The organism is Myxococcota bacterium (assembly GCA_035498015.1).
Taxonomy (GTDB): Bacteria; Myxococcota_A; UBA9160; order SZUA-336; family SZUA-336; genus VGRW01.
This window is the reverse complement of record DATKAO010000063.1, coordinates 1-19,853: the sequence shown is the minus strand read 5'-3', so window position 1 is coordinate 19,853 and position 19,853 is coordinate 1. Positions and strand designations below refer to the sequence as shown.

17 protein-coding genes are annotated in these 19,853 nt (G+C 72.2%); 9 read left to right on the top strand and 8 right to left on the bottom strand.

What is annotated here, in order from left to right:
- Nucleotide 1: 1 nt before the first annotated feature.
- Nucleotides 2-649, bottom strand: a complete 648-nt coding sequence (locus VMR86_05200; protein ID HTO06436.1) for a YbaY family lipoprotein — start codon at nt 647-649, stop codon at nt 2-4.
- Between the two features lie 70 nt (nt 650-719).
- Between VMR86_05200 and VMR86_05195 the strand changes: the two genes are divergently transcribed.
- Nucleotides 720-1,685, top strand: coding sequence for an alpha/beta fold hydrolase (locus VMR86_05195; GenBank protein HTO06435.1), 966 nt, complete (start codon nt 720-722; stop codon nt 1,683-1,685).
- On the opposite strand, the gene VMR86_05190 is transcribed toward VMR86_05195, so the two are convergent.
- Nucleotides 1,686-2,291, bottom strand: coding sequence for a glutathione S-transferase family protein (locus tag VMR86_05190; GenBank protein ID HTO06434.1), 606 nt, complete (start codon nt 2,289-2,291; stop codon nt 1,686-1,688).
- 72 nt (nt 2,292-2,363) lie between these two features.
- On the opposite strand from VMR86_05190, the gene VMR86_05185 reads away from it, so the two are divergent.
- The 6 genes from VMR86_05185 to VMR86_05160 are packed head-to-tail and all read left to right on the top strand — an operon-like array spanning nt 2,364 to nt 8,280.
- Nucleotides 2,364-4,130, top strand: a complete 1,767-nt coding sequence (locus VMR86_05185) for a glycosyltransferase family 39 protein (protein HTO06433.1) — start codon at nt 2,364-2,366, stop codon at nt 4,128-4,130.
- A complete protein-coding gene (locus VMR86_05180; GenBank protein HTO06432.1) occupies nt 4,127-4,396 on the top strand; it encodes a hypothetical protein in 270 nt (89 codons plus the stop codon). Before VMR86_05185 ends, VMR86_05180 begins: the two co-directional genes overlap by 4 nt.
- Before the next feature lie 14 nt (nt 4,397-4,410).
- Nucleotides 4,411-5,283, top strand: coding sequence for a xanthine dehydrogenase family protein subunit M (locus VMR86_05175; protein HTO06431.1), 873 nt, complete (start codon nt 4,411-4,413; stop codon nt 5,281-5,283).
- On the top strand, nt 5,280-5,759 hold the full coding sequence (locus tag VMR86_05170; protein ID HTO06430.1) for a (2Fe-2S)-binding protein: 480 nt from the start codon (nt 5,280-5,282) through the stop codon (nt 5,757-5,759). The genes VMR86_05175 and VMR86_05170 overlap by 4 nt, the downstream gene beginning before the upstream one ends.
- Nucleotides 5,756-8,020 carry a xanthine dehydrogenase family protein molybdopterin-binding subunit gene (locus VMR86_05165; protein ID HTO06429.1) on the top strand — a complete coding sequence of 755 codons (2,265 nt, stop codon included), beginning with the start codon at nt 5,756-5,758 and terminating at the stop codon, nt 8,018-8,020. The genes VMR86_05170 and VMR86_05165 overlap by 4 nt, the downstream gene beginning before the upstream one ends.
- A gap of 2 nt (nt 8,021-8,022) precedes the next feature.
- Nucleotides 8,023-8,280: a MoaD/ThiS family protein gene (locus tag VMR86_05160; protein HTO06428.1), complete on the top strand. Its 258-nt coding sequence runs from the start codon at nt 8,023-8,025 to the stop codon at nt 8,278-8,280.
- Here the strand turns inward: VMR86_05160 and VMR86_05155 are convergent.
- The 6 genes from VMR86_05155 to VMR86_05130 all read right to left on the bottom strand — a co-directional run bounded on the left by VMR86_05155 (nt 8,277) and on the right by VMR86_05130 (nt 16,217).
- On the bottom strand, nt 8,277-9,566 hold the full coding sequence (locus VMR86_05155; GenBank protein ID HTO06427.1) for a di-heme oxidoredictase family protein: 1,290 nt from the start codon (nt 9,564-9,566) through the stop codon (nt 8,277-8,279). The two genes, VMR86_05160 and VMR86_05155, sit on opposite strands and share 4 nt — an antisense overlap.
- 120 nt (nt 9,567-9,686) lie before the next feature.
- A complete protein-coding gene (locus tag VMR86_05150) occupies nt 9,687-12,638 on the bottom strand; it encodes a DUF748 domain-containing protein (protein ID HTO06426.1) in 2,952 nt (983 codons plus the stop codon).
- 53 nt (nt 12,639-12,691) lie between these two features.
- Complete coding sequence (locus VMR86_05145; GenBank protein HTO06425.1) at nt 12,692-12,937, bottom strand: hypothetical protein; 246 nt, start codon at nt 12,935-12,937, stop codon at nt 12,692-12,694.
- A 104-nt stretch (nt 12,938-13,041) separates the two neighbouring features.
- Nucleotides 13,042-13,845 (bottom strand): hypothetical protein, encoded by an 804-nt coding sequence (locus tag VMR86_05140; GenBank protein HTO06424.1) that lies wholly within the window; start codon nt 13,843-13,845, stop codon nt 13,042-13,044.
- Nucleotides 13,846-13,912: 67 nt separating this feature from the next.
- Nucleotides 13,913-15,142, bottom strand: a complete 1,230-nt coding sequence (locus VMR86_05135) for a class I SAM-dependent rRNA methyltransferase (GenBank protein HTO06423.1) — start codon at nt 15,140-15,142, stop codon at nt 13,913-13,915.
- 13 nt (nt 15,143-15,155) lie between these two features.
- Nucleotides 15,156-16,217 carry a hypothetical protein gene (locus tag VMR86_05130; GenBank protein HTO06422.1) on the bottom strand — a complete coding sequence of 354 codons (1,062 nt, stop codon included), beginning with the start codon at nt 16,215-16,217 and terminating at the stop codon, nt 15,156-15,158.
- Between the two features lie 345 nt (nt 16,218-16,562).
- Here VMR86_05130 and VMR86_05125 point away from each other — a divergent pair, with 345 nt between their 5' ends.
- Nucleotides 16,563-17,867: an MATE family efflux transporter gene (locus tag VMR86_05125; protein ID HTO06421.1), complete on the top strand. Its 1,305-nt coding sequence runs from the start codon at nt 16,563-16,565 to the stop codon at nt 17,865-17,867.
- Nucleotides 17,868-17,926: 59 nt separating this feature from the next.
- Nucleotides 17,927-19,853 (top strand): PP2C family serine/threonine-protein phosphatase (locus VMR86_05120; protein HTO06420.1); only part of this gene is annotated, 1,927 nt, incomplete at its 3' end.

The window sequence follows — 19,853 nt, the reverse complement described above, 5'->3', positions numbered from 1 at the left end:
GTCAGCGCGCCGAGCGCAGCAGCACTTCCAGGTCCGGCCCGTCGGGTGTCGCGGCCAACGGCTGGGGCGTCGCGAACCAGCTGCGCTCGCGCTCGCCGATGCGTGCCGTGAGCTCGTAGCGCGCGCCTGCTCGGGGCACGAGCGCGAGCTCGAAGCCGAGCGGCACCGCGGAGCGGGCCACGAAGGCCTGTGTCGCCACGGGGCCGACACCGATCTGTGTCAGCTGCACGACCACGCGCGCGTCGGGCGGCAGCGCCGTGCGCTCGCGGTAGGTGAGCACGCCGCGCACGTGCGCGGCCTGCGCGCGGCGATAGCGGCCGGCGAACGGCTCGCCGTCGGCCTCGAGCACCAGCGCCTCGGGCCCGAGCGACGCGACGCGCAGCCGCGCGACGCTCGACTCCACGCGCTCGGCGCTGTTGGTGGAGAGCACGAGCTCGCCGTGAGTCGCGTTCCAGGCCAGCCCGCTGCGCTCGGGCTGGCCGAGCAACGCCAGCGCGCCGTCCTGCCGGAGCTCGAAGCCTTGGGTGACCTCGGGCTCGCGCAGCCACGCGCCCGCGAGCTCGCCCCTCGGCTCGACCTGCGGCCTGCGGCAGCCCGCGACCAGCGCCGCCGCGCACAGGCATGCCGACAGCACGCGTGTCACCCTCATGCTGCCAGCCTATACTGCAGCGCCGATGGGGGGCGACTCGCGGACTTTGCGCGCGGCGCTGAGATGCGTGGTGCTGGCATGCGCGGTGCCGTGGCTCGCGTGCACGCCGCAGCAGCCGCGGCCTCCGGCCCAGTCACCGCGCTATCCGCGCTCGGGCGACTTCGCCCAGGAGCTCGGCTTCGGCGGGGGCACGCGTCACTACCTGCTGCACCTGCCACCCGACTACGCCCGGCACGTGCCGCTGCCGCTCGTGCTCGCCTTCCACGGCGGCGGCGGCGACGCGAAGGACTTCCAGCGCGCCGCCGGCCTCGACGCACAGGCCGACGCGCTCGGCTGGGCGGTCGCGTATCCCGACGGCAGCGGCAAGCTCGACCACCGCCTGCTCACCTGGAACGCCGGCACGTGCTGCGGCGAGGCGCAGGCCGAGCACGTCGACGACGTGGGCTTCGCGGTCGCGCTGCTCGCCGACCTGGCGCGCGACCTCGACCTGGACCGCACGCGCATCTACGCCGTGGGTCACTCGAACGGCGGCATGATGGCCTACCGGCTCGCCGCGCGGGAGGGGGCGCGCATCGCGGCGGTGGTCTCGGTGGCGGGGCCGGACATGAGTGACTCGTTCCCGAGCGGGCCGCCGGTCCCGGTGCTGCACATCCACAGCGTCGACGACCCGCGCGCCAGCTACGCGGGCGGCGAGTCGCGCACGCTGGCGTTCATCAGCCACCACCAGAGCTTCCGCTCCGTCGACGACACGCTCGCGCGCTGGCGCGGGCGCGACGGCTGCACGGGCGAAGGCAAGGTCGTCGACCAGCGCAAGCTCGAGTCACACAGCGCGGAGCTGGTCGACTTCGGGCCGTGCGCGAACGGCGCCGACGTGCTGCTCTGGCGCATGCACGGGCCGGGTCACGGCTGGCCCGGGGGTCACTCGTGGCTGTCGGCGCTGGTGATCGGGCCCGAGACGAAGGTGATCCGCGCGGCGGAGGAGATCTTCCGCTTCCTGCCGCGCTTCAGCCGCCCCGACGCGCCGCCGCTGCGCTAGTCAGCCGTTGCGCGCCGCGGCGAACGCCGGCCGCGCCACGCACTCCTGCAGCCAGCGCTTCACGTTGGGCGACTTCGCCAGGTCGACCTTGGCGAACAGCGCCCAGGCGAGCACCGACGCCACGTTCAGGTCGGCGATCGTGAAGATGGGGCCGAGCAGATACTGCTTGCCCGCGAGCGCGCCCTCGAGCACGCCCAGCGCCGGGCCGAGCTTCTCCTCGGCGGCGTTGGCCGCCGAGAGATCGCGCTGGTTGGGCGGCAGGAACAGGCGGTTCATGAGCACGACCATGAGTTGCGGCTCGAGCTCGGTCATGGCCCAGAAGCTCCACTGCACGGCGCGCGCCTCGTCCTCGGGCGTGGCCGGCTGCAAGCCGCCCTTGTCGTATTTCTTGGCGAGATACAGGTTGATCGCCATCGATTCGAACAGCGTGAGGTCGCCGTCCACGAGCGCGGGGATTCGCCGGTTGGGGTTGATCGCCTTGTAACCCGGCGATTGAGTCTCCGTTCCGATGTTGGTGCTCACGAGCTCGTAGGGCACGCCGAGCTCCTCGAGCGCCCAGAGCGAGCGCGCCGCGCGCGACTGTCGAACGCCGTAGAGACGTACCACGTGAACTCCTTGCCCCCGACACGAGCATACTCGCTTGCAGCCGAGCGCGTGCGGCGGCCCTAGACTCGCGGCGTGGACGGGTTGCCGTGGCTGGGGGTCGCGGGCGCGATTGCGGGGAGCGCGCTCGCCTTCATCGCCGAACGACGCGGCAGGCGGCGCGCGGCGCTGTGGCTGCTCGTTCTCGCGGCGCTCTGCCTGCGCATCCCACCGGCGTGGCATCTCGGGCTCTCGCCGTGGGACGAGCGCTACCACGCTCTGGTCGCGCTGAACGCGTTGCACGACCCGTTCGTGCCCGAGCTCGTCGCGCAGCCGCTCAGCGAGCCCGCGGTCGACGACTGGAGACACTCGCACGTGTGGCTGCACAAGCCGCCGGGCATGACCTGGCTGATCGCGCTCTCGTACCGGCTGTTCGGCGTGAACGAGCTCGCGCTGCGCGTGCCCAGCGTCGTGCTGTCGAGTCTGCTCGTGCTGGTGGTGTTCGCGATCGCGCGCCGCTTCGCCTCGGCCGAGGCCGCGCTGTTCGCGGCGGCGCTCGCGGCCTGGAACGGCTGGGTCATGCTGCTGGTGGCGGGATACCGCGCCTCCGACCACGTGGACGTCGGCATGACGTTCGCCACCGCGCTGGGCGCGCTGGCGGCGCTGCGCGCGGCGGAGTCACTGGACGATCGGCGCGCGCTCGTGCGGCGAGCGCTGGGGGTCGGCGCACTCACCGCGGCGGCGTACTACGTGAAGGAGACTCCGGCGCTGGTGGTGCCGGCGGTGCTGTTCCTCGCCTTGCGTGCGCGCGGAGCGAGCTGGCGCGCCTCGGTCACGGTCACTGCAGGGTCACTCGCCGTCGCGGCGGCGCTCGTGCTGCCGTGGCTCCTGTACACCGCGCACGCCTTTCCCGAGCTCGCGGCGTTCGCGCGCGCGCGCGGCGCGAGATACTTCTTCCACGTGGTCGATGGGCAGGGCGGACCCTGGTACTTCCACTTCGCGAACCTCGACAGCGACTTCAGCGTCCTCGGCCTCCTGGCCATCGCCTGGCTCGGTGTGCAGGCGGTTCGCCGCCGCGAGCTGCGGCCCCTGGCGGGCTGGATCATCCTCGTCTATGGCGTGTTCACGCTGGCCGCGACCAAGATGCAGGCCTACCCGATGGTCGCGCTCCCGGCCGTGCTCTGCGCGCTGGGCTGGTTCGCCTGCGACGCCGGACCCGTGCGCTTGCGTCCGATCCTCTGTTTGCTGCTCGCCGCCTACGTCGTGATCTCGCCCGTGACGATCGCCGGGCCGCAGGCCGACCGGCCGCGCGACCCCCTGTGGGCCAGCGAGCTGCGCGGGCTCGGGCAGGAGGTCGCGAAGCTTCCGCCCGGGAAGCGGCTCGTGTTCGTCCCCGACTCACCGATCGAGTGCATGTTCTACACCGGCGCGACTTGTATCTCGGGGCAGGCGACCGCCGAGCAGGTCGCAGACGCTCGGGCGAAGGGCTTCGCGGTGGCGGTCTACGGCGCGGCGGACCTGCCCGGAGTCACTGCGATCCCGTTCGACCCGCGCGCCCTGCCCGCGCGCAGGCTCGCGGCCGCGCTGCGCGCGCGCGCCGCGAAGGACGTGGCCGTGTTCAACGCGCGCGACGCACGCCAGCTCGAGTCGTATCTCGGCCGCTCCATCCACCACGCCGACGTCTCGGCCGAGCTGCCTCGCAAGTCACGGCGGCTCGAGCGCAAGCAGAGTCAGGGCACGACGCTGATCGTGCTGCTGCAGCCGGGCACCCCGCAGCCCGAAGCGGTGAAGTCCGAGTTTCCCGACGCCGTGTTTCTCGAAGACGCCAGCTACGCGCGCGCGCTAGACTCGAAGGCGCCGTGAAACACGCCGGCCCGGCCGCGCTGGACACGATCGACGATCTGCTCGGGCGCATCCGCGCGCACGCCTCGCTCAGCGAGCGCAAGCGCGGCACCTTCTACCGCAAGAGCTCGGCGTTCCTGCACTTTCACGAGGACCCGGCCGGCATGTTCGCCGACCTCAAAGTCGCGGGCGAGTTCCAGCGCTTCCGCGTGTCGACCCGCAAGGAGCAGTCCGACTTCCTGAAGCAGCTCGCCGCGGCCCTCGGAGACACTCGGGGAAGCGCCTGAGGTAGCATCCGAGCATGGAAGAAGTCCGCTACGAGGCGCCCGACTCGATCGCGCGCGCCGTCGCGCTGCTCGGCGAGAGCGGCGCACGCGTGCTGGCCGGCGGCACCGACTTGCTGGTGCAGATGCGCACGGGCCGGGCGGCGCCGCGCGTGTTCGTCGACGTGAAGCGCATTCCCGAGATGGCGCGCATCGAGCTCGGCCCTGCCGAGCTCTGGCTCGGCGCCGCCCTGCCCGCGGCCGAGATCGTCGAGCACCCCGAGCTGGGCCGCGTGTTCCCGGGCCTGGTCGAGGCGGTCGACCTGATCGGCTCGACCCAGATCCAGGGCCGCGCGTCGGTGGGCGGGAACCTGTGCAACGCCTCGCCCGCCGCCGACACCACGCCCGCGCTGTGCGCGGTGGGCGCGCGCTGTGTCATCGCGGGCCCGCGCGGCCAGCGCGAGCTGCCCGCCGAGAGCTTCACGAAGGGGCCGGGCACGAACGTGCTGGAGCGCGGCGAGCTGCTCGTGGGCTTCCGCATCGCGCGTCCGCCCGCGCGCGCATCGGACGCCTATCTGCGTTTCATTCCGCGCACCGAGATGGACATCGCGGTGGTGGGCGCGGGCGTGGCCGTCGTGCTCGACGCGTCGGGGGTGTGCAGCGCCGCGCGCGTCGCGCTCGGCGCGGTGGCGCCCACGGTGATCCTGGTGCCGGCTGCCGCCCAGGCGCTGGTCGGCTCGCGCGGCGACGACGCCGCGCTGGCCCGGGCCGGCGAGGCGGCGAGCGCCGCGGCGCGGCCGATCTCGGACAAGCGCGGCACCGTCGAGTACCGCAAGCGCATCGCGGGCGTGCTGGTGCGCCGCGCCGCGCAGGCGGCGTTCGCGCGCGCGCGCACAGGAGTCAGTTCGTGAAGCAGCACGTGCGAACCACCGTGAACGGCGAGGCGGCCGAGTTTCTATGCGCGCCCGACCAGAGCCTGCTCGACGCGCTGCGCGAGGAGCTGCACCTCACCGGCACCAAGGAGGGCTGCTCCACCGGTGACTGCGGCGCCTGCTCGGTGCTGCTCGACGGGCGGCTGGTGTGCTCGTGTCTCGTGCTGGCCGCCGAGGCATCCGGGCGCAGCGTCGAGACGATCGAAGGCGTGTCTCGCGGTGCCGAGCTGCACCTGTTGCAGAAGAAATTCCTCGAGCACGCCGCCCTGCAGTGCGGCATCTGTACGCCGGGCTTCATCGTGGCGGCCAAGGCGCTGCTCGAGCGCAATCCCGACCCCAGCGAGGAAGAGACCCGCTACTGGCTCGCGGGCAACCTGTGCCGCTGCACGGGCTACGACAAGATCATCCGCGCCGTGCTCGACACGGCCGCGGAGCTGCGAGGAGACCCCCGATGAGCGAACGGAAGTTCCGCCAGGTCGGCACGCGGCCGGTCCGGCACGACGGCCTCGACAAGGTGACGGGCCGCGCCCAGTTCGGCGCCGACTACTCGGCGCCCGGCATGCTCTGGGGCAAGGTCTTGCGCAGCCCGCACGCGCACGCGCGCATCCGCGGCATCGATCTCTCCGCCGCGCTCGCGATCGACGGCGTGAAGGCGATCATCACCGGGAGTGACTTCCCCGAGCTGAAGTCCGAGCACGGTGGCGGCGGTGGCGAGGGCGCCGGCGACATGCGCGACCTCGCGCTGAACGTGATGGCGCGCGACAAGGCGCTGTACCACGGGCACGCGGTGGCGGCGGTGGCGGCCACCAGCGCGCACATCGCCGAGGCGGCGTGCGCGGCGATCCGCGTGGACTACGCGCCGCTCGAGCCCGTGCTCACGCTCGAGCGCGCGCTCGCGCCCGACGCGCCGATCCTGCACGACGACCTGCGCGCGACCGGCGACGAGCCGCTGCCCAAGGGCCCGACCAACGTGGCCTCGCGGCGCGAGATGGGGCGCGGCGACGTGACTCGCGGCTTCGCCGAGGCCGACGTGGTGGTCGAGCGCGAGTTCCACACGCCCATGGTCCACCAGGGCTACATCGAGCCGCACGCCGTGCTGGCGCGCACCGGCGAGGACGGCCGCTCGGTGGTCTGGTGCTGCACGCAGGGCGCGTTCATGGTGCGCGCCTACTCGGCCAAGGTCCTGGGTCTCTCGACCGACATGATCAAGGTCGTGCCGACCGAGATCGGCGGCGGCTTCGGCGGCAAGACCACCGTGTATCTCGAGCCGCTCGCGGTGCTGCTATCGCGCAAGTCGGGCCGGCCCGTGAAGATGGTCATGACGCGCGAAGAGGTGTTCCGCGCGACGGGCCCGACCTCGGGCACGCACGTGCGCGTGAAGATGGGCGCCAAGCGCGACGGCACGCTCACGGCCGCCGAAGCGGTGCTGGTGTACGAGGCCGGCGCGTTCAAGGGCTCGCCGGTCGGCGCCGCGATGATGACCGTGTTCGCGCCCTATAAGCTCGCGAACGTGAAGATCGAGGGCTGGGACGTGGTGGTGAACAAGCCCAAGGTCGCGGCCTACCGCGCGCCGGGCGCGCCGATGGCGGCGCTCGCCACCGAGACCGTGCTCGACGAGCTGGCCGCGAAGCTCGGGCTCGACCCGATCGACCTGCGACTCACCAACGCCGCGCACGAGGGCGTGCAGGCGACCTACGGCCCGAAGTACCGCGCGATCGGCTTCGTCGAGACACTGAAGGCCGCGAAGAGTCATCCGCACTACCGCGCGCCGCTCGGTCCCAATCAAGGCCGTGGCGTGGCCTCCGGCTTCTGGTTCAACGCAGGCATGTCGTCGTCGGCCAACGTGGCGATCAACGAGGACGGCTCGGCGGTCGTGATGAGCGGCTGCCCCGACATCGGCGGCTCGCGCGCGTCGCTCGCGCTCATGGCGGCCGAGGAGCTCGGCATCCCCGTGGAGCGCGTGCGGCCGGTCGTCGTCGACACCGAGTCGATCGGCTACAACGACCTGACGGGCGGCAGCCGAGTCACGTTCGCGACCGGCATGGCGGTGATCGAGGCGGCGCGCGACGTGGTGCGGCAGCTGCGCGCGCGGGCGGCGCAGACCTGGGGCATCGAGCTCGACGCCGTGGCCTGGGAAGACGGCCGGGCCGTGGCCGCGAACGGCGCCGAGGGCAAGCACGAGCCGCTCTCGCTGCGCCAGATCGCCTCGCGCGCCGCCGCCACCGGCGGGCCGATCACCGGGCGCGCGTCACTCACCGCGCGCGGCGCGGGTCCCGGCTTCGCCACCCACCTGTGCGACGTGGAGGTCGATCGCGAGACCGGCGCGGTGAAGGTGCTCCGATACACGGCCGTGCAGGACGCGGGCAAGGCCGTGCACCCGAGCTACGTCGAGGGCCAGATGCAGGGCGGCGCCGCGCAGGGCATCGGCTGGGCGCTGAACGAGGAGTACGTGTTCGACGCCAAGGGCGTGATGGAGAACGCCGGCTTCCTCGACTACCGCATCCCCGTGGCGAGTGACTTGCCGATGATCGACACGGTGATCGTCGAGGTGCCCAACCCGATGCACCCGTACGGCGTGCGCGGCGTGGGCGAGACGCCGATCGTCCCGCCGCTGGCGGCGGTCACGAACGCCGTGCAGCGCGCCGTCGGCGTCGAGGTGCGCGAGCTGCCGATCTCGCCGCCCAAGCTGCTCGCGCTGCTCGAGCACGCGCGCTAGGCGTGGCGCGCGTCGTCTTCGCGGCGGGGCTGCGAAGGTTCACGGGCGGCGTCGAGTCGCTCGAGGTCGAGGCGCGCGACGTGCGCGCGCTCCTGGCCGAGCTGTACCGGCGCTGGCCCGCGCTCGAGAAGCGCCTCGCCGAGGGGACCGCGATCGCCATCGACGGCGAGGTGATCCCCCACGGCGAGGCCCTTCACGAGTCACTCCGCCCGCAGGCGGAAATCCACTTTCTCCCGCAGATCAGCGGGGGTCGGCTCTAGAGCGAGCTCAAGAACGTCTTGAGCCTGCGTTGGTCGCCGGAGCCGAGCCGCCGGTAGTTGCTGACCGCGCCGCTCGCCTCGTTCCTGTGGCGCGAGATCGCGTCGTCGAAGTTGAGCGAGAGCAGGTCGTGCATCAGCCGGCCGCGCACGTGCACGCCCCAGAGCGGAGGCGTGCGCAGCATGTTCGCGGTCGCCTGGCCTCCGTTCTGCACGATCCCGTCGCCGGTGCCGATGTCGTGCAGCAGGAAGTCACTGAACGGGTGGATGATCTTGTTGCCCACCGCATCCGAGACCTTGAGCGTGCCGCCGTTCAGCACCGAGCCCGCAGGCGCGGTCACGAACGTCGGCGTGTGACAGGTGGCGCAGCCGATCTGCGAGAAGATCTTCTCGCCCGCCTGCGAGTCCGGCGTGTTGGCCACCGAGGCGTAGCGCGGCGGCACCTTGGTCGCGCGCATGAAGCGCGCGAAGCGGTCGACGTCGCCCAGACCGTCGGCGCCGATCTCGTCCTCCGGGTCCTGGATCGCGTCGCACAGCTGCGCGACCTCGTTGGGCAAGAGCACGCTCGTGATCCCCATCTCGTTCAGGTACGCGTCGGCCGAGAACGAGAGCAGGCTGGCGTGCTGGTTCTTCCAGCCGAAGCGGGCCACGCGCGTGGTGCCGCCGGCCTCGAGCACCGGCACGGTGATCACCTTGCCGCAAATCGCACCGCGCGACTGCGAGCACTGGTTCGACGCGTTCGCGCGGATCGCCGCCGACGGGATGGCCTCGATGAAGCCGTCCCCCAGCGTGTTCAGCGACGCGCGCTGCGTGCGGATGTTCTCGCTCGCCGGAACCCTCTCCTGACCCGTCAGGTCCGGGAACTCCGCGCTCGGACAGATCGAGCGGTCGTTCATGAGCGAGCGCGCGTGCACCACCTCGGTGCCGTCGCCCATCGGCAAGTCCGGATCCACGAAGTTCCCGGACCGGTCCTTGTGACCCACGCGCTGCTCGGTGACCTGACTCGCCGCTCCCGATACCGGGCTCTGATGGCACTCGCGGCAGGCCTGCGCGTTGTACAGCGGACCGAGGCCCTCGTCGGCGTCCTCGGCCCCATCGAACGCCTCCTGGTCGTTCGTGTGAGTCGTCGCATCGGTGAGTCCATTCGAGACGCCGTCGAAGCCGGCGGGCGCCTCGGTCGGCGATGCCCGGGTGGTCGCGATGACGTCCGCGACCTCTCTTCCTCCTGTCGCCCGCGCAGTCGAGCCCGCGCCGGCATTCGAAGCCCACAACAGAAACGGAAACCCCATACCCATGAGTACTGCCACTCCAGTCTTCATGAGTGAAGCATCGACGCAGGGGCGATTCGCCTCGGTGATTCCCCCCACGAAAGGATTCGTGAGGAGAATCACTGACGCATTTCTGTGTAGCTAGTGGGATGCGCTGGGGCGGGCTCCGACGTCGATCGCAACGCCGGGCACGGGCAAGCTGCGCTCGGGCGCGGGCGAACCCACGGTGACACGCTCGGCTTCGATGCCCTTCTCGGAGACGAATTTCGCGTGCAGCGCATCGGCACGTTGCGCGGCGAGCGCGGAGAGCGCTCCGTCGGGAAGTGACTGGCTGGACAGTTTCGCTTCGAGCCACTTGCTCTGCTCGTCGTCGAGCGGCGGCGGAGACTGACCGGTCGTACTGGCTTCGAGGTGCAGGCGAACTGCGCGTCGCGTGCCCATCTCGCCCAGGTTGCCCAGCGCCCGCAGGCCCGTGCTCCGCTCGAGCTCGGCCAGGAGCGCCCGCTCGCGCAGCGCGCGCAGGTCCCCGGTCGAGGTGCCGCCGTGCAGCGTGAGCGAGAGGGCGGGCGAGCTCGTGAGCAGCGTGGCGAGCTGCTCGATGCGCGAGGCGCCCGACTCAGTCGGCTCGATGCCGCCGGGCTGGAACTCGACGGGCGCGGGCCGCAGGTCGATCTTTCCGTCCTTCGTGCCCGCGCCCAAGAGCTTGAGCGGGGAGGCGAGCGCGCCCACCAGCGCCTTGCGCAGCGCCTGGCCGGCCAGGCTGCTCAGCCCCACGTGGGTGCCCGCGCGGTCGCCCGCGACCGGCACCGAGAGCGTGATCACGCCCTCCTGGTTCTTCAGCAGCCCGATCGCCATCGACAGCGGGATGCCGAAGTTCTCCTCGAACAGCGCCTCGCCTTGCGCGCCGCCCACCTCGAGTGACTGGATCGCGACGTCGGTCTGGCTGTCGTACGTGCCGCCCTCCAGGTGGGCCGTGAGCTCGAGCGACAGGTCTCCGCCAGAGAGCGCGTAGCCGCTGGGCGAGACGTAGGGGTTGAGCGGCGCGAGCGGCATGGTCGTGAGCTCGGCCCGCACGCGCGTGCGCTGGCCCTGGATCCCCCCGTGCACGTGCAGGAGCGCCCCGTGCAGGCCCTTCAGGTCGGCGACGAACGCGTCGACCGCGGGCGGCGGCCACAGGATCTTCACCGCGTTGGCGTCGAGCTGCTCGATGCGCGCCTCGTAGAAGGGAGTCACGCTGCGGTCCAGCACGTGCACCTTGCCGCGCTGCAGGCGGAAGGAGTCGAGCCGCGCCTTGACCTCTGGCGCGGGCGCAGGCGCGGCGGGCGCAGACGGGGGCTGTGAGTCGGCCGGAGCTTCCCCGGGCGCGGGTGCGGCGAGCTTGGGCAGCACCAGCCCGTCCGCCGTGCGCACCAGCGCGGCGGTCGGCTCTGACACGGTGACTCGCTGCAGCGTCACCGCGATCGCGCGCGGCACGGCCGGGTCGCCGCCCAGCGCGGGCAGCACGGTGGCTTCCTTGAGCTGCACCGCCAGGTCCTTCCAGCCCACGGCGAAGTCCTTGTCGCCCGGCTTGCCCACGGCGAGGTCCGCCAGCCCGAAGCTGCCCGCCACGCGCAGGTCGGAGGTGTTCGGCGCGCTCGCGCCGCGGCCGGCCAGGATCAGCTCGAGGTCGGCGCGCGCCTTGCCGTCGCGCAACAGCTCGGCGCCCGGTGCGGGCGCGCGCGCGGCCAGCGGCGCCAGCGCGAAGTCGGTGAGTCCCAGCTTGCCCTTGAACGACAGTGGCTTCAGGGTGAGGTCTCCGCCGACCTGGAGTGACCCGGCGCCTTCCTTCACCGCCAGTGACACGGGCGACGAGCCGGTCGTGGGATCGGCCACGTTCTTCACCTCGGCGTCGACGCCCAATGTGAGCGGTGAGTCGGCGCCGAGCAGCTCGACCTCCGCTCCCTCCAGTCGCGCGCGCTTCAACAGCCACGTCCACGGCTTGGCCGGCGCCGCCTCGGCCGCGGGCGCGGCGGCCTGCTCCGGCTCGGGCGGCTTCGCGGGCGGCTCGAGCACCAGGAGCGGGCGCTTCGAGCGCGGGTCGACCACGACGTGCGCGCCTTCGAGCCGCACGTCGGCCACCGCGGCGTGTTGCTTGACCACGTCGACCTCGTCCAGGCCGACCGTGAGCTTGCGGAACGACAGCGCCGGGTGGTCGAGCTTGGGCACGCTCACCACCACGTTCGAGAGCCCGAGCGTCCCCGAGACCGTGTGCGCGCCGCCGGTCTCGAAGCGGTGGTCGATCGACGCGTCGAGCGTGCCGGCGAGGTCGCTCCAGCCGAACATCTTGAGGTACACGCGCACGCCCGCGATCGGCAGGTCGGCGATCACGATGTTCGAGTGAGTCGACGGGCCGGCCTGCTTCTGCTCCATGTCGGCTTTGAAGCCGATCCGGCCGCCGCCGACGTCGGCCTCGACCTCCACGTGACCCGGCTCCTTGCCGTTGGGATCGAAGCGCAGCGCGAGCTTGCGCGCCTCGAGGTTCGGGATCGCCAGGTCGAAGCGCTGCGGGCCGTTGTCGCCGACGGTGAAGTCGCGGAACACGACCGAGCCCTTGTGCAGCACCACGCTTCCCGCGGCGAGCGCCCAGCTCGACGGCTCCTCCTGCTCGGGCGGCTTCGCCGGCTCGGGCGAGGGCACGGGCTTGGGCAGCGCGAGCCCGTCCTTCAGACGGTCGAGGCGCACCGTGAAGTCGTCGAGCTGGAACTCCTCCACGTCGAGTGTCTTCCACAGCAACTCGAGCCAGCTGATGTTGACCCACAGCCGCTCGGTCGCGAACAGCGGCGGCTTCACGTCGCCGGAGCTGCCCGCCGGGAGCTCGTCCGCGTAGACCTCGAGCCCGTGCAGAGTGACTCCGCCGCGCAGCAGCGACAGGTCGAGGTCGCGCAGGGCGATGCGCCCGATCAGCGCCTCGTCGGCCTGCTTTACGATGATCGGGCGCAGCACGTACGGCAGGGCGATGCGCGCCGCCACGAGCAGCACGAGCAGCGCCAGAAGCAGCTGATTGCGGCGCACGCGCAGCACTGCTCCGATCGCCGCGCGGTCTGGGAGCTTCATCGGGGGGGGACCTCTCCGGCTAGCATAACCGCTGGCCGGCCGGCCGCGCGCACTCACCGATCGTCGTCGTCGATGTCTTCGAGATGGAAGCGGTGCAGAACGCGGTGAAATACCGGCGCCAGGAGGATCGCGGCCAGCACCAGGAACAGCATGCCGGAGTACAGCGCGTAGAAGCCCGCGAACAACTTGCCCGACTCGGTGTGCGGCATGTCGACCGGGCCCATGCCGCCGAGCAGCATCGACGCGTTCAGGAACGAGTCGACCCAGGGCAGCGACTCGAACCAGTGGTAGCCGACCATGCCCGCCGCGAGCGACCCGGCGAGCAGCGACCCGCCCAGCGCGGCCGAGGCGCGAATCCGGCGCCGGAAGTGTTCCGGGTCGAGCGGCTTGACGCGCCTCTTGGTCAGAAGCCGTAACTCAGCGCGATGAACGGGCCGCGCATCTGCATGCGCTGGTTGCTGTCGCCCGCGTCGCGGCGGTAATCGAGGAACTTGTAGCCGAAGTGAGTGCTCCAGCTCTCGCTGAAGCGCCACGAGAGCGTCGTGACCTGCTCCCAGGTGAAATCGGAGCAGTAGTTCCCGAGGTTGAAGCCGCCCACGTCGCCCGCGATGCGGAACACGACCGTGCTCGACAGGTCGGCCGCGAAGCGCAGGCCGACCACCGGGTCGACCCACTCGGTGCGATCGCCCAGGCGGAAGGTGCGCGCGCCGTGCACCGGACCACTCAGGTCGACCGTGATCTTGGGGTCGACCGACCAATAGCGCACGCCGCCGTAGAGCTCGCCGCGCAGCTTGCGCTTGTCGCTCGGGCTGTTCGAGAACGGGCTGCCGAAGGTGAACAGCCGGTGACCGCCGTTCAGCTCGAAGATGTACTCGTTCACGCTGGTCGAGACCTCGGCGCCGGCCTGCACCCCGAGCACGGGCGGACCGACGCGGACGTTCTGGCTCTGCTTGGGCACGCGCAGCTTCGCCCAGGTGCCGTCGAAGACCGCGGACCAGTCGTCCCAGTCACCGCGCGCCCGCGCCTGGAGGCCGCCGCTCAGGTGGTCGAAGAGCTGGGAGAACGAGATGTGCGTGTCCGACTCACCCTGGGCGGTGTCGACCTTGCTGGCCAGGCTCGAGGCCCAGATGTAGCCGCCGATCTCGTAGTGAGTCCCGCCGTCGCCGTCCGCGCGCGCGGCGCCCGCCCAGGCGCACGCACAGAGCACGAGAAAAACCCCCCGAAGTATCCCTCGCGGCATCGCTCTCCCCCAGCGGTTCCCGGGCCAGAACTTATCACTCCGCGCGCAGAAACAGACACTTCAGGTAGGCGGCTTCCGGGAAGCCGACCGGATGGTCGCAGGCGTGCGCGGTCCGCTCGCGCTCGCGCAGCCGGCGGCCCGCGCGCGCCGCACCCTGGCGGACGGCCCCGGCCAGCGCGTCGGCGTCGACGCGCGCCGAGCACGAGGCCATGACCAGGTCTGCGCCCGGGGCGAGCAGCCGCGCGGCGGACTCGGCCAGACGCGCGTACGCGTGCAGTGCGCCCGCGACGTCGGCCTGGGTCCGGGTGAGCGCGGGCGGGTCGACGACCACGAGCTCGAAGCGCCGGCCCGCTGCGGCCAGGCGCGGCAGCTCCTCGAACGCGTCGCCCTGCGCGAGCTCGTGCGCGCAGCGCGCGACCTGCGGGTCCGCGCGGTTCAGCGCGAAGTTGGCCAGTGACTCGTCGAGGGCGATCCGGCTCGCGTCGAGCGAGAGCACGCGCGCCGCCCCGCCGCGCGCCGCGTGCAGCGAGAAGCCGCCCGTGTAGGCGAACGCGTCGAGCACGTTGCGGCCCTGCGCGAGCGCGCCGACGCGCGCGCGATTCTCGCGCTGGTCCAGGAACCAGCCGGTCTTCTGGCCGCGCGCGGGGTCACAGCGCAGCGCGAGCCCGGCCTCGCGGAACACGATCGGAGCGTCGAGCGGCGGGCCCGCGAGCACGTCGCCGTCGCGCAGGCCGGCGCGCTCGGCACAGACCGCCGCGATCGCGCGCGCCGTGCGCGCGACCACGCGCTCCGGGGCGAGTGACTCGCCCAGCGCGGCCAACACCTCGGGCAGGTGAGGCAGCCACGCCGCCGTGTACAGCTTCAGCACCACCGTGCCTTCGTAGCGGTCCACCACGAGCCCGGGCAGGCCGTCGCTCTCGCCGTTCGCGACGCGCCACCCGGTCGTGCCCTCGCCGGCGAGGTGCGCCCGCTTCTCGGCGGCCGTCCGCAGCCGCTCCGCGAAGAACGTGCGGTCGACGGGCCGCGGCCCGCCGCGATGCAGCACACGCACGCGGATCGGCGAGTCCGGGTCCCACAGACCCAGCGCCAGCAGCTTGCGGTGGCGATCGAAGATCACCGCCAGGTCGCCCGCCTGGCCGGGCCGGCTGTGCGAGCGGATGCTCTCGGCGTACAGCCAGGGATGCTCCTTGCGCACCCAGCGCTCGGCCGAGTTCGTGAGTCGCACGGTGACACTCCGGGGTGTGACTCCGCTTGGGCGGGCCATCCCTCCTACAGTATCAAGCCGCCCGGCACAGCTCCCGCTCGGCCTCCTCCAGGGTGTCGCAGCACAGGCCGCGCTGCCGGCGCAGCTCCTCGAGGTAGGCGCGGTCGTGGCGCCGGTACCAGTGCGCCAGCGTATCGGGACCCGCCGGCGTGTCGGGGACCTCGTCGAAGGCCCAGAACGAGTTCGCGGTTTCGGGCGCGAGCTTCGCGGTCATGCGCGTCCAGCCCGCGCCGCAGGCGCGCGCGGAGTCGGTCACGAAGTCGGTGTCGGCCAGGTCGCGGAACACGATCGCACCGGTCGGCCGCAGCCGGCGGTCGAGCTGCACCAGGATGTTCTGCGGATTGGGAGTCACGTACTGCAGCCCGTAGCGCGCGAGCAGCCGCGCCTTCGCGCGGCCCACGGGCTCGGCGTACGCGTCGCCCCAGAACGCCGCGAACTCGCGCCCGCCGTGCGCGGCGATCGCGCGCCCGACGAAGGGAATGCTGAACGCGGGCAGATACACGTGTCCGTCACACAGCCGTGCGAGATCGCGCACCAGGAAGCCCGTCTCGCCGTCGGGCACGCGCACGCCGATCGACTCGCACAAGACGATCAGCTGCCGATCGACGCCCAGGCGCGCGTCGACCGCGCGCACGTGCGCCGCGAAGCGCAGCGCTTCGTCGACCTCGGTGCGCATGCGCGTCTTCTCGGGCTGGCAGACGTCGCGGTGCGGATGACTCGTGGCGAGCTTGAGCGCGAACGGCCGCTCCGGACCCTCGGCGACCACGAGCGTGCGCGACGACGTAAAGCGCGCGGGCCAGCGCTCTGCGGCGGGCGCGGCAGCGTATGCGACCGAGGGGTCACGATTCAGCGGGTGCTTGGGGAAACGCACGCGCTCGCCGTCCAGGAAGCGCGCCACGAGCTCGCGCGGCGCGTCGTCGGCGATCTCCACGCGCAGCTCGGCGCGCGGCACGAGCGCGACCTCGAGTGCGACCGGGTCGGTCGTCGTGCGAAAGCCGGAAAAGTTCGACTGCTCTTCCCAGAGCAGCCACTGGGCGAAGGGGTGGGGGACCACTTCGCTCTGTGTCTTCGGCACCTCGGCGTTGCTTTGTGAGCGGACCCGGGATAGAGTGCCGCGCGTCGTTTACGTCAATCTCAACCGGGGAGGCGCAAAGATGAAGCTCACATTCGTCGTGCGCCCCGTTTCGGCCGCTTTCTCGCCGTCTGCGAGACAGCGTGTCTCGAACGACGGTGACCAGAGGACACACGCGTCCGCCTCAGATTGACGGAGCCCATAGACACGGGGCTCACCCGGAGGCCGCGGACGCGAGAGCGACCGCGGCCTTCGGCGCTTAAGGGAACGGACCCCGCCATGAGCTTTCCGGCACGGACACAGACACTCAACGAAACCAGCGCCACGGCGCGAGGCGACGTCGCCGAAGTGGCGAAGCTCGCCTATCCGGTCGTCCTGTCGACGATCGCCGAGACGGTCATGCAGACCATCGACACCGCCATGCTGGGTCACCTGGGCCCGACCCAGCTCGGCGCGGCCGGCTTCGCCGGGCTGTGGATCTGGACCCTGTTCGTGCCGTTCACCGGCACCTCGCAGGGCGTGCAGTCGTTCGTGTCTCGCCACGACGGTGCGGGCGAGCCCGGGCGCTGCGGCGCCTGGATCTGGCAGTCCGCGTGGCTCCTGGTGCCGGCGATGACGGCGTGGATGTTCGCGATCGCCTTCCTGTTCCCGAGACTGGTCGCGTTCATCGCGCCCTCGCCCGAGCTGCAGGCCGCGGCGCTCGACTTCGGGCGCGCGCGGCTGTTCGGCGGCCCGCCCGTGGTGGTGAACTTCATCGCCGCGTCGTTCTTCCGCGGCATCGGTGACACGCGTACGCCGCTGGTGGTGACGCTGATCGGTGTCGGCGTGCACCTGGTGTTCGCCTACGGGCTGATCTTCGGCGAGCTCGGCATGCCCGCCTGGGGCGTGTACGGCGCGGGCATCGCGCAGGCGCTGGCGAGCTGGACGTTCATGCTCGCCTATCTGTGCTTCGTGCTGCGGCGCAAGGTGCGCACGCGCTACCGCACGGGCCCGGTCGCCCCGGACGGGGCCGAGATGATGCGCTTCCTGCGCACCAGCGCGCCCATCGGCGGCCAGTGGCTGCTCGACATGACCACGTTCGCCATCTTCGGCTCGATCGTCGCGCGCATGGGCGACGTATCGATGGCGGCGAGTCAGTCGATGCTGCAGCTGCTCGCGCTGTCGTTCATGCAGGTGTTCGCGATCTCGATCGCCTGCGGCACGCTCGTGGGCCGCTACATCGGCGCGGGCGACCTGGAGTCGGCGGAGCGCTCCTACCGCTCGGCGCTCACGCTCGGGCTGTCGCTCACGGCGCTGATCTCGCTCTTGTTCCTGTCGGTCCCGGAGTTCCTGCTCGGGCTGTTCAGCCACGACGCGGAGTTCCTGGCCCTGGCGCGGCCGCTGCTCGCGCTCGGCGCGTTCTTCCAGGTGGTCGACGGCGTGGGGATCATCGCCAGCGGCGCGCTGCGCGGCGCGGGTGACACGCGCTGGCCGTTCATCGTGCAGTCGACGCTGTCCTGGACGCTGCGGCTCGGCGCGGTGGTCACGTTCGCGGTCTACCTGAAGGGCGGAGTGTTCGGCGCCTGGGTCGGGGAGCTCGTATACGTGTTCGCGCTCGGGCTGGCCTGGGTGCTGCGCTTCCGCGCGGGTCACTGGCGGAGCGTGCGCATCTAAGCGCCGCGGGCGCGCGCAGCGAGCCGAAGGGCGAGCGTAGTCGAACCGATAGGGAGGAGATGTCCGATGCAGCCGAGCCGCTCCCGCTCGATCCGACGAAGCTCGCCGTGGCGACGCTGTCGGACCCCGGGCGCGTGCGTCCCGACAACCAGGACGCGGTCGCGGTGCTGGCGAACGTCTCGAACGAGCGCCTGGTCGCGGTCGTCGACGGCATGGGCGGCAACAGCGGCGGGGAGGCGGCGGCCAAGATCTGCCTCGAGACACTCGGGCGGGTGTTCCGCGAGCCGCACGGCAAGCCCGACGAGAGACTCCGCCGCGGGCTCGAGCTCGCGAACGAGGAGATCTACTCACACGCGCTGTCCAAGCCCGACCTGAAAGGCATGGGCACGACCGCGGTTGCCCTGCTGTTCGGCGCGGGGACGAGCGGCGTGTGGCTGGCCTGGATCGGCGACAGCCGCTGCTACCAGCTGCGCGACGGAAATCTCACTGCGCTCACCGACGACCACTCGCTGATGGCGGAGTGGGTGAAGATGGGGGTGCTCCAGGCGGACGAGGTCGAGAGTCACCCGCGCCGCCACGAGCTCACGCGCGTGGTCGGCCTGTCGCCCGACGTGCTGGTCGAGCTGCTCCGGATCGACGTGAAGATCGGAGACCGGTTCCTGCTGTGCTCCGACGGCGTGCACTCACTCGTGCCGGACCGGCTGCTGAAGGCGGCGCTGTCCGGGCCGCACTCCGCCGAGGAGGCCGCGCGCCAGCTGATCGACCGCGCGAACGCGAACGGCGGCTCCGACAACGCGACCGTCGCGGTGGTCGAGGTCGTCGCCGAGTCGGTGCGCGAAGAGGCCGAGCAGCCCCCCGAGGTGCCGCTCGAGCTCGAGCTGCCGGCCCCGCCACCGGCGCCGGAGCGCGTGTTCGAGCTGTCCGACGGCCCCGACACCGAGCCACTCGAGACCGCTCCTGCTCCACAGACTCCGCCCGACGACCTGGGCATCGAGGTCGAGCCGACCGCGCACGCGAGCGCCGCGATCGACGCCGCGCTGGCAGAGCTCGCCGCCGCGCGCAGCGAGGCGAGCGCCGCCGGCCCCGCGCCCGAGCCGGCCGAGACCACGGCCGAAGACTCGATGTTCGGTATCTCGAAGATGTTCGCCGTGGACCCGCCCGTGACCGAGCCGGACACGCCGCGGCCGCAGGCCTTCGAGCTCGAGCTGGAACGCAACACCGCCGAGGCGCCCGCGGCGCCGACCGCCCAGGCCGAGACGTCGTTCGCGGACCTGATGGGTGACGAGCCGGGTGAGTCGCCCGCGCTCGAGGCCCCGGCCGCTCCGGCGCCCGCGCCGAAGCGCGTCGCCACGCCGCCTGCCGCAGCTCCGGCGCTCGACTTCGGAGAGGAGCCGCGCGCGTTCGCGCCCCCGCCCCCGCAGGCGCGCGCGGTCCAGATCCCGCTGATGACTCCGGTGCGCAAGCGGCGCGGGCTGCACGCGCCGTCGGTGCTGACCGGCCTGGCTTGTGGCCTCGCCGTGGTCGGGCTCGGCATCGCGGGCTGGTTCTACGTGAAGGCGCGGCCCGAGCCGGCGCCCGCGCCGGCCCCGAGGTCCGCAGCCGTCGCCCCGCGCCCGCGCCCCGCGCCGGCTCTCGCGCCCGCACCCGTGCGAGTCACTCCGCCGCCCGCGCCCTCCGTGACGCCGCCGCCACCCGCCCCGGTCCCGCCGCCCGCGCCCGCGGCGCCCGCGCCGACCGCGGAAGTGACTCCAGCGCCGGCTCCACTGCCCGTCGCGCCTGCGTCGACGCCGGCGCCCGCAGTCACTCCGCCGTCCCCGGCCGCATCGGCTCCGACGCCGATCGCGATGCCCGCTCCGCCGACGCCTCCGCCGACCACGGTCGTGATCGTGCGCCCGGCCAACCCGGCCCCGCCGCAGACCGTGCCGGCGTCGCCCGACGGCACGGCGCCGCCCCAGCCGCTCCCGACCTCGGCCAGCTTCGAGCTCA